9 protein-coding genes and 1 CRISPR repeat array are annotated in these 12,035 nt (G+C 67.1%); all 9 genes read right to left on the minus strand.

From position 1 onward, the window contains the following. Positions 1 to 60 precede the first annotated feature (60 nt). Positions 61 to 1,536 carry an AMP nucleosidase gene (amn, locus tag QSJ95_RS09300; protein ID WP_009617376.1) on the minus strand — a complete coding sequence of 492 codons (1,476 nt, stop codon included), beginning with the start codon at positions 1,534 to 1,536 and terminating at the stop codon, positions 61 to 63. 407 nt (positions 1,537 to 1,943) lie between these two features. After that, a CRISPR array of direct repeats spans positions 1,944 to 2,763; the repeat unit is 29 nt; unit sequence CGGTTCATCCCCGCACCCGCGGGGAACAC. A 66-nt stretch (positions 2,764 to 2,829) separates the two neighbouring features. After that, positions 2,830 to 3,129: a type I-E CRISPR-associated endoribonuclease Cas2e gene (gene cas2e, locus QSJ95_RS09305; protein WP_285641825.1), complete on the minus strand. Its 300-nt coding sequence runs from the start codon at positions 3,127 to 3,129 to the stop codon at positions 2,830 to 2,832. Next, positions 3,126 to 4,043, minus strand: coding sequence for a type I-E CRISPR-associated endonuclease Cas1e (gene cas1e, locus QSJ95_RS09310; protein WP_285641827.1), 918 nt, complete (start codon positions 4,041 to 4,043; stop codon positions 3,126 to 3,128). The genes cas2e and cas1e overlap by 4 nt, the downstream gene beginning before the upstream one ends. Continuing rightward, entirely contained in the window at positions 4,043 to 4,654 is a 612-nt protein-coding gene (gene cas6e / locus QSJ95_RS09315) for a type I-E CRISPR-associated protein Cas6/Cse3/CasE (protein WP_285641829.1), read from the minus strand. Before cas6e ends, cas1e begins: the two co-directional genes overlap by 1 nt. Continuing rightward, positions 4,629 to 5,300, minus strand: a complete 672-nt coding sequence (cas5e, locus tag QSJ95_RS09320) for a type I-E CRISPR-associated protein Cas5/CasD (RefSeq protein ID WP_285641867.1) — start codon at positions 5,298 to 5,300, stop codon at positions 4,629 to 4,631. The genes cas6e and cas5e overlap by 26 nt, the downstream gene beginning before the upstream one ends. Before the next feature lie 2 nt (positions 5,301 to 5,302). After that, on the minus strand, positions 5,303 to 6,436 hold the full coding sequence (cas7e, locus tag QSJ95_RS09325; protein ID WP_285641831.1) for a type I-E CRISPR-associated protein Cas7/Cse4/CasC: 1,134 nt from the start codon (positions 6,434 to 6,436) through the stop codon (positions 5,303 to 5,305). 11 nt (positions 6,437 to 6,447) lie between these two features. Then, entirely contained in the window at positions 6,448 to 6,969 is a 522-nt protein-coding gene (gene casB / locus QSJ95_RS09330; RefSeq protein WP_285641833.1) for a type I-E CRISPR-associated protein Cse2/CasB, read from the minus strand. Further along, entirely contained in the window at positions 6,966 to 8,531 is a 1,566-nt protein-coding gene (gene casA / locus QSJ95_RS09335) for a type I-E CRISPR-associated protein Cse1/CasA (protein ID WP_285641835.1), read from the minus strand. Before casA ends, casB begins: the two co-directional genes overlap by 4 nt. 373 nt (positions 8,532 to 8,904) lie before the next feature. Next, positions 8,905 to 11,562: a CRISPR-associated helicase Cas3' gene (gene cas3 / locus QSJ95_RS09340; protein WP_285641837.1), complete on the minus strand. Its 2,658-nt coding sequence runs from the start codon at positions 11,560 to 11,562 to the stop codon at positions 8,905 to 8,907. Positions 11,563 to 12,035: the final 473 nt, after the last annotated feature.

A 12,035-nucleotide genomic window follows, 5' to 3' on the forward strand; every position in this document is an offset into this window, starting at 1 on the left:
CGCCATCCTGCCACGGGCCCTCCCCGCGCGGGCGGGAAAGGGCCGTGGCCAGGCGTCGGATCAACGGAACGGCGGCTCGTCGAAACTGCGCAGCTTGCGCGAGTGCAGCGAGTTGAGCTGGGTGCGCAGCAGGTCGACGGCGGCGATGCCGATCGCCAGGTGCTGGCTCACCGCGCGCTGGTAGAAGGCGCTGGCGGCGCCGGGCAGCTTGATCTCGCTGTGCAGCGGCTTGTCCGACACGCACAGCAGCGTGCCGTAGGGCACCCGCAGGCGGTAGCCCTGGGCGGCGATCGTGCCGCTCTCCATGTCCACCGCCACCGCCCGCGCCAGGTTGATCAGCGGGCGCTCCTGGGCCCAGTGCAGCTCCCAGTTGCGGTCATCGTAGGTCAGCACGGTGCCGGTGCGCAGGCGCCGCTTGAGCTGCTCGCCGCGTTCGCCGGTGACCAGCGCCGCGGCCTCCTGCAGCGCCACCTGCACCTCGGCCAGCGCCGGGATCGGGATGTGCGGCGGCAGCACCCGGTCGAGGATGCCGTCGCGGCGCATGTAGGCGTGGGCCAGCACGTAGTCGCCGATGGTCTGCGACTGCCGCAGGCCGCCGCAGTGGCCGATCATCAGCCAGCAGTGCGGGCGCAGCACGGCCAGGTGGTCGGTGATGTTCTTGGCGTTGGACGGGCCGACGCCGATGTTGATCAGGGTGACGCCGTCGCCGTCGCTGGCGATCAGGTGGTAGGCCGGCATCTGGAAGCGGTGCCACTCGACGCCGGCGATGATGGCATTGGCTTCGCCCCGATCCATGTCGCGCTCGATCACCACGTTGCCCGGCAGCACCATGCGCACGAAGCGCGGGTCCTCGTGCAGGCGCTCCAGGCCCATGTGGATGAACTGGTCGACGTAGCGGTGGTAGTTGGTCAGCAGGATCCACGGCTGCACGCAGCGCCAGTCGCTGCCGGTGTAGTGCACCAGGCGGCGCAGCGAGAAGTCGGTGCGCGCCGCGTCGAACAGCGCCAGCGGCATGGGGTCGGCGCCTTCCCACTGGTACAGGCCGTCGGCGATGCCGTCGGAAGTGGCCGACAGATCGGTGCTGGGGAACACCCGCGCCAGCTCGGCGGCGGTCACGCCCGAGCCGGCCAGCTCGTCGCCCTGCTCCACCACGTAGGGATAGGGAATGTTCTGCTCGCTGGGACCGACCTCGATGCGCACGGTGAAGTCTTCCATCAGCGGGCGCAACTGCTCCAGCAGGTATTTGCGGAAGGCCGCGGGGTGGGTGATGGTGACGGCATAGGTGCCGGGCGTCTGCACCTTGGCGTAGGCGCGGGTGGTCGAGGGCACCTCGCCCTGGCACAGGTAGGTCAGGCGCAGCTGCGGATAGCGGAACAGCGCGCGCTCCTCGGCGCCCGGCTGCTCGCGGGTCTTCAGGTAGCGCCGCAGAGCCTGGCTGAGCGCCCCGGTGGCGCGCTGGTGCAAGGCGGCAAGGCGGTCGACCGCTTCTTCTGCGGTATGGGCGACGACGAAAGCGTCGCCGAGCTCGGCATTCATGGTGGGCTTCCTGTCTGAGCGATCAGCTCCATCTTGCCTGCTTATTTGCAGGAAGGGGATGACGGATTTTGTGCTTGATTAGCAAGTCGACCAGTTGCTCCGGTGGTATATCCCCGCGACCGTGGGGAATACCTACGGACGGGGCGAACGAGCAACTTGTTGTTCAGTTCATCCCCGCACCTACGGGGAACACTTCTCCAGGAGGGGCAGCAAGCTCGCGACGATCGGTTCATCCCCGCACACGCGGGGAACACCTCCAGTCGTCGAACAACTCGGGGTAGAGCTCCGGTTCATCCCCGCACCTGCGGGGAACACATCGCCGTCGTCAGCGGCAAGCTCAAGCAAGTCGGTTCATCCCGCACCTGCGGGGAACACTTGTTGGTGATCTCGTCGATGCCGCTGCGGTACGGTTCATCCCCGCACCCGCGGGGAACACACGTTGTTGACGACCTCGGCAATCTGGTCGTTCGGTTCATCCCCGCACCCGCGGGGAACACTCCCGGTCTACCAAGCACCACCACCTGGCACCCGGTTCATCCCCGCACCCGCGGGGAACACCATCAGGCCATCCAGGCGCTGTACGACCTGCACGGTTCATCCCCGCACCCGCGGGGAACACGAGCTGGGCGGCCTGGCTCAGTCGCGCAAGCGCGGTTCATCCCCGCACCCGCGGGGAACACACCCCCACAACCGTCTGCATCAGTCCGGCACGCGGTTCATCCCCGCACCCGCGGAACACCACACCCAGTTCGCCCCAGTACAGGCTGTCGTCGGTTCATCCCCGCACCCGCGGGGAACACACGATGACGGCGCTGGTGCGCGTGTAGATTGCCGGTTCATCCCCGCACCCGCGGGGAACACCGCCTTCAGCCAGCCGCCGATGATGAACGTCTCGGTTCATCCCCGCACCCGCGGGGAACACGCTGAAGCGGACCAGGGCTCGGCCCTCCCCTCCGGTTCATCCCCGCACCCGCGGGGAACACGTGGTGGTGGGCGGCCTCGACTCGCCGAACACCGGTTCATCCCCGCACCCGCGGGGAACACCAATCGTTCGCTACCACGGCGGGAAGTGGATGCGGTTCATCCCCGCACCCGCGGGGAACACGTCCTGGTTGAGGCCGATACGCTTGCGCTCCTCGGTTCATCCCCGCACCCGCGGGGAACACAGCAGCCGCGCAAGCGAGGCTTTGACGGTTTGCGGTTCATCCCCGCACCCGCGGGGAACACTCTTAGCGTAACCAACTGTTCTACAAAGAGAAAATCAGTCGCTAAAAATCCACCAAAGTTTTCTTGCTAAAGATCAGGGTTATCCAGCGGCTGAAAAGCCACCAATCGCAAGCCGTCGAACTCCACGGGCAGTCGCCTGTTCGGTCCCAAGGTCTGGAATTCATAGCCGGACTCATGGGCGCTTGCCCAGGCCATCACGACGTTGCCATCCCCATGACCTTCGCTCAGTTGCTGCCAGATCATTTCCCGCGTGCGCCGGGACACATCGCCGATGTAGACGCCCGCGCGCACTTCCAGCAGCCAGATGGCCAGCCGGCCGCGCAGGCGCGGCGGGACGTTTTCGGTCACCACGACGAGAAAGCTCATCCCTGCGTCCTGTGTCCTGCCTCGCCAATGCCTTCGGGATTGGGGATAGCCGGGGGCACCGACTCCGGCGGCGCCTCGGGAGGGGCGATTCCTCCTGCGGCGAGCACCTCCTCGATGGTCGGGATGATCCGCCCCAGCAGCTTGCTGCTGCGGAACAGGTCGCGGCAGGCCAGGCGCACGGCGCGCTCGGGCTCCGGCGGAGACTGGGCAGCGATGCGGAAGGCCAGGGGCACCACGGTCTCGAACTTGAACAGGTCGGCCACGTCGTAGACGAAGGACAGCGGCTTGCCGGTATGAATGAAGCCGACCGCCGGCGCATAACCGGCCGCCAGCACAGCCGCCTCGGTGATGCCGTACAGGCACGCGGTAGCGGCGGACAGGCAGCGGTTGGGAATATCGGCGGCATCCCATTGCTTGTGATCATAGTTACGCGAGCGCCAGTCGACGCCGTACTGGCGCGCCAGCAGCTTGTAGGTTCCGCGCACCCGCGCGCCTTCAATGCCGCGCAATTGCTCGACGCTGCGCCGGGCTGGCGCGGGCTCCTGGAAGCGCAGTTCGTACATCTTGCGCACGACCTTCAGGCGCAACTCGTCGTCCAGCGCCAACCGGGCCTGGTAGAGCAGGCGGTCAGCCCGGGCGCCGCCGGGCTGGCCGCTGGCGTACAGGCGCACGCCCGACTCTCCCACCCACACCAGCAAGGTGCCCACCGTCGACGCCAGGTGCACCGCGGCGTGGGATACCCGCGTACCCGGCTCGAGCATGATGCAGGCCACTGAGCCCACAGGTATGTGGGTGCGCACGCCGCTCTTGTCGATGACGACGAAGGCGCCGTCCAGCACGTCGATCTGCCCGTACTGGATGAAGATCATCGAAACGCGGTCCTTCATAGGCAGAGGCTTGAGCGGCGGCAGCATCAACCCCGCCCCAGGCTGAGCAGGCCGCAACCGAAGGCCTTGCCCGGGCCGATGCCGGCGCGCAGCGCCTGGGCCAGCGCAGCCGGGTCGCGGACTTGCAGGCGCCCCTCGAAGCACACCCTCAGCAGGCTGATGCGATGCTCGCTCTTGCGGCTGCGCAGCAATTCGCTGCCGGTCACCAAAGCGGCCTCCACCGAGAAACCGAGCCGTTCGCCCTGACGGGCGAGCCAGGTCAGTTGGGCATCTTCCGCGACTAGTCCCAGGCGCTTGCCTTCGCGCGTCACCGTCGGGTTGGCGAACAGCCGGAAACGAAAGTGCTCGTCCTCCCGCAGCCATTGCTCCGGCACCAGTGGGCGGGTTTCCACCGGCCCCTTGAGGTAGTTCGGCAGGGCCTGGAGCACCGACCAGTCGGCCGCCTCCTGCGCCTGGACCAGCACCACCGGATCGCTCCAGGCGGAGATAGGTTCCGCTCGCCAGAGGATGCGCGGCGGCGTGTGCTGCTCATCGCGGACAAAGGCGCGCACCAGGGTACGGTGCATCTCGTAGGCATCGCCGAGGTCGCGCCGCGCCTGGGCACTACGCGGGTCAAGCCGCAGTCGGGTCAGGTGCATGCGCGCCTCCGGGGGTGAACAGTGCGGATTTGACGAAGCGCGGGCCGAAACGCCGTTCGGCGAAGGGGGCGACCGGTTGGTCCAGGCGCACGCTGCCTTCGTTGGGATGCTCGAGCAGTAGCCGCCTGGACGTTCGCGGCGTACCGCCTTCCAGCAGGCAGGAGCAGTTCGCCAACGCATACTCCAGCGACTGATCGCGTAGTCCCTCGGGCAAATGAACAGGCGATGTCGGGACGAAGCTCTTGCGCCCCAGCGCCAACGGCCAGACCGGACGGGCCAGGGCGGCATGGACATCGGCCAGCAGCGCACGCTCACCTTCCAGGCCGACCAGGAACACCGCGTCCGCCAGGTAGTAGCGGGGGCTGACGACAGTGCGATCGAGGTCGGGCTTGCCGCTGGAGGCGATCACCACGCCGGTGGCGGTCTGGTAGTCGCGCATCGGCACGCCTTCGCGTTCGACACGCACGCCCATGCGCAGGGCCGCCAGGTCATCCACCGGCTCGCGGCGGTCACGGCCGAGCGCGGCGCAGACCAGGCCGAGCACCCCGGATTTGGAGGGCTCCAGCTGGGTATCGCGTTCGTCGAAGCGGCTGGTGGTGCCCCAGGATTGCATCGGCCCCTGCAGGCGCAGCAGCAAGGTGGCCATGCTCAAGCCCCCAGCGCATCGGCCGCCAGTTCGCGCGCGCGTTGGGCCAGGGCGGCCAGGTTGGCCAGCCGTTCCCCCTTGCTCGCCGGCCAGCGGTCGGTGAGGTCGAGGCTGAGCCAACGGTCCTGCGGTGCCCCGTAGACAGGCGCCAGCTTGTCTTCGTAGGCAGCCAGGCGCTCGACCGACTGCTCGGTGAGCGCCCGGTCAGCACGCGGCGACACCGGCCGTTCGAAGGCATTGGCCAGGCTCAGGGGGCTGGCATGGCGCAGGCACACGCCGATGAATTCGGGCGGGTTGTGCGCGGCGAAGCTATTCTGCTTGCCGGTGGGGATGGCCAGCGCCAGGGCCCGGGTAAAGGCCTCCACCGCCGAAAGCGCCAGTTCCCGGTCCTCCTGCAGGTTGCCCAGCAACTTGCGCAGGTCGAGCACGGCATAGCGGTAGAGGGTGGCGGAGTTGAACTCCACCTGGCCGATCATCCCGGCGCCGGTCTCGCCTTCATCGCCCTTGTCGTCCACCGCGGTGAAGTAGTCGAACTCGCGCTCCACCCGGTGGGTGCTGATGGCATGTGCGACCTGGCAGGCGGCATCCTGGTTGACCGCCGGCATGTCCGCCAGCATACGGCCGAACAGCGCGACGTCGACGGCCTTGCCGCCGTCCAGCAGGGCCTTGGCCTTCTTGATGATTTCCGCTGGCAGGCTCGCCTTGGCGTCCTTCTTGCTCTTCTTGTCGCCGCCGACCGGCAGTTCGTCCCAGTGCTGTTCGATCAACGCGGCAAAGGCCGCCACCTCGCCCTCACCGAGGAACAGCAGGTACTCGGTCCTGCCATCGTCCTTGAGCTTGAGGCCGGCGGCGCCCAAGGCCGCCTCGACCTTCGAGCCGGCTTCCTCGGCATCACGTCCGGCCAGGCGTTCGAGCAGCAGGGCCTTGAGTTTCTTGGTGCGAATACCGCGGTTGGCCTCGGGCAGCAGTTCGTGTTGTTTCGCGGCAAGGCGCACGGCCCGCTTGAAGCACTGGCTGCTCACCCGCGCACGGCGCTGGCCACCGAAAATGGCGTCCTTCGGGGCGCCGGTGTCGTCGCGGTTGAGGTTGGAAGGTGCGAAATTCTGGATCAGGTGGAATTCGAGGAACAGGCTCATGAAGTCTTCCTTTACTCGCTATCGGTGGGTTCGCCGACGGGCTGGGCGGCCCGGTAGAAGTCGCGGGCCCAGCGCTGGCGCAGACGGCTCGGATCGGTGCCGGGGTTCAGCCACTGCGACAGGTCCACCAGCAGGCGGGCATGATCAAAACCGATGCCATCGGCGGCCAGCAGGCTGACGGCCTGGCGCAGGTATTCGACGATGTTCTCGGCATCGGCGCCGAGCAGGGCAACGAAGCGGCTTTCGATGCTCGGGCTCTGCCGCAGGCGCAGCAGCTCACCCAAGGCTGCGGCGAAACTCTGCGACCGCCGCAGCGGGTGGCGCGCGAACAACCCCGCCACGGCATACAGCGCCAGCCGATGGGCATTGCGCTCATCGGCGGCAGCACCGGCGAAGCGCTCGACATAGGGAAAGGCCCTGGGGTAGGTGCCCGGCTCGAAGGCCAGGCTATGGCGCAATGCGGCCATTGCCCCGCGGTCCCTGTCCTTGAGCACGGCCAGGTGCTCGATGAACTTTTCGGCGTGGTCACTCACGACACGGCCTCCTTGTCTACGTCTATGGTGGGATCGTCGGAAAGCGCCAGCTGCGCCTTCAGCAGGCCACGGAAGCGGGGCCAGTAGCGAGCGTCGGCGCGCAAGGCACGGGAGGAGTACCCCAGCCCGGCCAGGACCTGCTGCCAGGCCGCGTCGGCAGAGCGGCGCAGGACGCCACGCCAGAGAGACTCCGCTTCGTCCAGCGCCCCGGCGCCGATGCCGTCGAGCAACTCGGGCAGGGCCCGCTCCGCTGCCGCGAAGTAGCTGGCGGCCAGCGGCCCGGCGTCCACTAGGCTGCGCGCCCGGGCCCGGGTGTCCTTGCTGGCGGGGTCAGGCAGGGTCTCGGCGAGCATGCCGCTGGCCAGGCGCCTCAGTTCCAGGAACAGCGTCTCGGCCAGTTCCAGGCGCCCGCGCAGGTAGAGGGCCTTGTCCGGCTCCAGAAGCAGGGCCGACGGCAGGGAAATCCGCTCCAGGCGCCAGCGCAGCAGCTTGGCCTGGTCGCTGGCCAGGCCGGCGACCAGCAATGGCTGGTGTACCGGCTCGAAGTACGCCAGGTCGCCATGCAAGCCGATCGCGTTCTGCACCACCGCGGCGGCCTGGCTGCCCGCACCCGCATGGGGCACCAACGCCGGCAGGTCTCGCCACAGGGCGCGCCCTTCGCTGAAGGTCAGCCGCACCAGGCCATTACTGCCGGCCCGGAAACTGGCCATCGGGTCCGGCGCGTTCGGGTCCTCACCCAAGGCCAGGCCGGCAGCATAGTGCAGCCAGCGCACGTTGCCGTCCGCCTCGCGGCGCAGCAGCACTGCACGGCTCAAGCGGGTGTAGCGATCATTGGGGCCTGTGGCCAGAAGCGGCTCCCCGCGCAAGGCGGCGATACTGGGCGGATCACGCTCCCAGGTCGGCAGATCGGGCTCGGCATCGCTGCGCGGCGCGGGGTGCAGTGCGAGGCAGAGCGTTTGCGCCAGGTTTTCCCCCAGCGGCAACACCGCAGCCGTATTGGCCAAGGCGCCGGCCTTGTCCGAGTCGCGCAGGCTCTTGACCAGGCCGCCGGGCGTGAACTGCAGGAAACCGAGCAAGGTGGCCAGGGCCAGCGCAGGCCGAATGGCTGTCGGCGCCAGGTCGCAGGCATGATCGAACACCATCGGTGCATTGCCACTGGCGCTGGCAAGGGCGATCTGCGTCCAGGGCTTGTACTTGTCGCGGGTTTCCTCGGCTGTCGCCAGTGCGGCCACCTGCATGAAAGGCTGCTCGGGGTGGAACAGCCAGAAGCGCTCGCGCCAGGTTTCCAGGTAGCCGCGGATCTCGGCCTGCGGCAGGCCTTCGCGGAACCAGCGGGCACGGTCCTTTTCCCGCCAGCGGCCGAACGCCTCGCTCAGCGCCCGGTGGGTAATGGCCAGCAGCAGCCGGTAGTGCGCCACCAGGTTGGGCGGCGCGGTGTCCGCCAGGGCGATGATCTCGCCGCTGCGGGCGAAAACCTCCAGCAGCCCCAATGCCTCGACGTGCCCGTCGGCAAGGCGCACCGGTAGCCAGGGTTCGTCCAGCACGTTGTAGAGTTCCGTCATCCCTTCCCCCCTATTCCTTGGATTTGTACTCGATCAGGAAGCGAAAGCGTTTGGCCCGCCACAGGCCCCATACGAAAGCCCCCAAAAGAACGCCTACCCATACTTTCCAGTCCGAGCCATGGCGGAACAAGAACTCCAACAACTGATAAAAGCCTTCGCTAGACATAACCATCACCTCAACGGCTGTCGCCTAAAGGGGCAGATATGAGCAGCTCGCCAACAGCACAAAGGATAGATAGTTAGACTAGACTATCAACTGAATTACCCCCCCCCAGGATTTAGTGGGGATGAACCGGATAGGTAGTTGGTTGACCTACTCCAACAAAGCCTTTCCCTACATTCGTAGGGACGATGGGGACTAGGAGCCGTTCTCCTAGTCCTCAAAACCCAGTCCGATCTCTTTATCCAGCCATAGGCTGAATCCCTTCTCCCGATAACGCCCCTGCCGCAGCGGCAACGGATAGCAGTTCCGCAGCAGCGGATGCTCGAACGCGGCGGGCAGGTCGATACGCTTGAAGTGCGCGACCAATGCCCGACGAGACACTTTCAATTGGCGCTCGTACAAGCGGCGGGCCTGGGCATCGTCCAACGGTCGTGCCGGGTCGAATGGCGGCTCGCCGGGGCGCACGCACCAGCCACCCTCCACTTCCTCGACCGGGATCAGGGTGATCGACTCAGATCCCAGGCGCGTCTTGTTCTCCAGCCCGACACCTTCGCCCTCCTCGCTGCCTCGCGGTTTTCCGTTGTAGGCGCTGCGCGGTTCCTCCGCAGGGTCGATAGCGATGTTGAAGGATTCGCGCCGCTCCTTCTGCACCCGCGCCAGGTATCCGCCATAGGATTCGATCTCGATCAGTGCCCTGACCTTCTCTTCCAGAGCATCGGGCAAGGGATCGTCGCCATACACCGCCTGGACCAGGCGATCGACATCCCCAGGCAGGCTCAGGCTTTCCCCGTCCCGCAACAGCGCCCAGGTACGCAGCAGGATGTAGGCATCGTAGACATGGCGCCAAGCGGTGTTCTCGAGTTCGGGCAATTCGCCGTTCCGCAGGCCGGCAACCCACAGACAGGCCTGCGCATGCTTGGTGGGACGCTCACGATCATGGCGGTGTAGCCGCCCGGCACGCTGCAGCAACAGGTCGACCGGCGCCAGGTCGCTGAGCATGAAGTCGAAGTCGATATCGAGCGATTGCTCTGCCACCTGGGTGGCGACCAGCAATGCCCGCCGCGGGCGGTCCCCCTGGGCGCCGAAGGCGGCAAGCACCTCGCGCTCGCGTTCGGCGCGCTCATCCGCGGGGAAACGGGCATGGAACAACAGCAGCGGGACCTCATCGCCGAGACGCTGGCGCAAGCCTATGTAGAGCTTCTGCGCCCGCTCCACGGTATTGACGATCAGTGCCCCGCAGCCGCCGCCTGCGAGCAGTTCGACCGCCGTATCGGCCAGTGTGTCCAGGCTTTCGTCCAACCCAGCCAGGCGGATCGGCGACTGCGGCCGGGCGCCGAAGTGCTCGCCCCGTATGCCGCCCTCGTCGGCAACCAGCAGGCGCGGATAGTCCAGCTCCGGCACCTGGTCCGACGGCACGCCCCAGGCTCGTAGCAGTTCGGCGCGCCGTCCCAACGGCAAGGTCGCACTCATCAGCACCACCGAGCAGCCCAGCGCTTTCAGCCAGCGCAGCAAGGCGGCGATCAGGCCTGAGGTGTAGGTGTCGTAGGCATGGACCTCATCCAGCACCACGACGCGATTGGCCAGCCCCCACAGGCGGACGAAGTGGTGCTTGACGTTCAGCGCAGCGAACAGCGCCTGGTCGACGGTGCCGACGCCATAGGCCGACAACAGCGGACGCTTGCGCTGGGAAAACCAGGCCGAAGCCGAGAGGCTCTCGGCGGAGGAATGATCGATGCCACGCAGATGCCGGACCTGCTCGTTCATTCCGGCACCGCCATGGACCAACTGCACATCCAGCGGGCCGGTCGTGAACTGCTCCAGAAAGGTCAGGGCCCGGTCGAACAGCGCGTTGCCGGTGGCCTGGGTCGGCAGCGCCACGTACAGACCGCGATGGCCATTGGCGGCCTGCAGGCGCAGGTGGGCAAGAAAGGCGAACTCGGTCTTGCCCTCGCCCATCGGGGCCTCCACCACGACGAGCGCGGGCCCGCGGACGCCCTGTAACAGTTGGTCGCCAACCCGCTGGAGAGGACGTGCGGACAGCCCGGGACGCCCGACGATACGGGCCAGCATGGCGTCGGTATCCGCCGGCCCGGCCAGCAGGGGCCGATAGGGCTGCCAGCCGATCTGGCTGAAGGCCAGGCGGGCCAGTCGGCAGGCATCCAGGAAATAGTCGGCCAGGCCGTCGAACCCGCGCTGGCCGGGCACGAACCATTCCGGATTGGAGGCGATCCAGTCCGCCGCGCTGGTCAGCCCGGCAAGCCAGTTCACCGCCGGGAGGGAAAGCTCATCGAGCGCTGGAATCCCATTGGGCGCCACGACCTGCCAGTAGCCACGCAGAATCTCGTCGCGCACGGCCGGCCAGGCGGCGGGCTCAGCCAAAGGCCTGCCCTGGTTCGTTTCGTCGGGAAGAAAGTGATAGCCGTGGTGGGCGCTGACCGCCTGGACCGCATCCCGCAGCCAACCTGCCTCGATGGCGACCACATCCAGCAAGGCCCTACCCAACAGGCTGGCTGTCGCGAGGTCGTGTCGGCCCTGGTTGCAGGCACTGGCAGGGAAGGCCAGCCCATAGGCCTGGTCGGCCGCCATGCCATCCGGCCACTTCGCCTGGAAGCCGGGAATGGCTTTGCCGAAATCGTGCAACCCGGCGATGGCGGCTACCCAGCGCCCGACTTCAGCTTCATCGACGCCAAGGGCACGGGAGGCCCAACGTCGAGTCGAGGCGGGCTCGATTTCCAGCAGCGTTTCGGCCACCGCCGCCACATCCAGCAGGTGCGCCAGCAGCCCATGGCCGCCCTCGTCGCCGCTCTTCGCCCAGACCGTACGACCAGCAGCGCTGAGACCGGAAAACGACGGCCTGCCTTCGCCCATCCGGGAACCTCCACTGTCCACCAATGGCGTTCGAGATTATTTTAAAGTGCCAGCACGCACCAGTGTCTGCGTCAACGAAACGCAGGCAGCCTGCCACTTCGAAGTTGTCGCCGGCATAGAAGCAGATCGGCGCCTGCATCACTATGACCAGTTCACCCCCGCACATGCGGGGAACACTTCACCGACCGCGTCTACGGCACTGGTCTGACCGGTTCATCCCCGTATCTGCGGGGAACACAGAACGGTATCGGCGTCGATGCGCGACACCTGCGGTTCATCCCCGCCTCCGTGGGGAACACGACATCGAGGCGGTCATCGCCAGCGAGCACTACGGTTCATCCCCGCATTCGCGCACTACTGTCCGGAATATTTTCGAGGGGGCGTCTGGAGGGCTTGCGGGGGCTGAAGGCACGGGTTAAACCGTTGAGCGCCAACTCAACCTCACAGCCCCCGCAAGATGTTCAGGATAAGCC

It is taken from the genome of Pseudomonas sp. NBRC 100443 (assembly GCF_030268185.1).
Lineage (GTDB): Bacteria > Pseudomonadota > Gammaproteobacteria > Pseudomonadales > Pseudomonadaceae > Pseudomonas > Pseudomonas citronellolis.